This is a genomic window from Pseudoxanthomonas kalamensis DSM 18571 (assembly GCF_010211745.1).
GTDB lineage: Bacteria > Pseudomonadota > Gammaproteobacteria > Xanthomonadales > Xanthomonadaceae > Pseudoxanthomonas_A > Pseudoxanthomonas_A kalamensis.
The window spans coordinates 1-692 of record NZ_PDWQ01000051.1 but is presented as its reverse complement, the minus strand read 5'-3'; the positions used below and the strand labels follow the sequence as shown (position 1 = coordinate 692).

Genomic DNA, 692 nt, shown 5'->3' with positions numbered 1-692 from the left:
CCGAGAGGCCGACCAGCGCATAGACCACACGCGCCAACGGTGCGTCCTGGCCGCCGAACAACGCCGCGACCAAGTCGAACTGGAACAGGCCGACCAGGCCCCAGTTGAGTCCACCGACGATCAGCAGGACAAGTGTGACGATGTTGAGCACTTTCATGGCGGCATCTCGACGTGGGGAAGAGATTGCAGCCTGCGCTGCGCGGCATTCCCGTGATGCGAGTGCGATGTATGCGGGGCATGAACGTGTGCGATGTGCAGATATTTGTGTTGTCAGGACTCTCTTGCGAAACCCGTTGTCGCCGCCGGCCACACTGCTTTGTCTCGTCTTGAGCTGACATTGAGCAGAGTTGATACACCTGGATGCGGCTCTTGTCCTCCTACGTGCAAAGTTTTGCCTAAGGCAAAATCACCGCCTCCTGACGCAACCTCGCGTCGGGACTGAAGTCCCTCCCACAACGATCCTGATTGGCAGGAAGGCAGTGCCAGCACGGGTCGCATCACTCGCGGACTGCGGATGCCGAGTTTGCGGAGGACCAGCAGGGCAGGCAAGACGGAAGCCGCACTGTAGGCGCGGCTTCAGCCGCGATGGAGCTTTCCCGTGAACGCCCTTTCGCGGCTCACGCCGCTCCTACTCGGGCCAATCCTCACATTACAGGCGGTCGGCTGACCTCTTTTCTGCCCCGGTCCCGGAC

At 61.1% G+C, this 692-nt stretch carries 1 protein-coding gene; it reads right to left on the bottom strand.

What is annotated here, in order from left to right; translation table 11 throughout:
• Positions 1-157 (bottom strand): DUF378 domain-containing protein (locus CSC70_RS13910; RefSeq protein WP_162457200.1); only part of this gene is annotated, 157 nt, incomplete at its 3' end.
• Between the last annotated feature and the right edge of the window lie 535 nt (positions 158-692).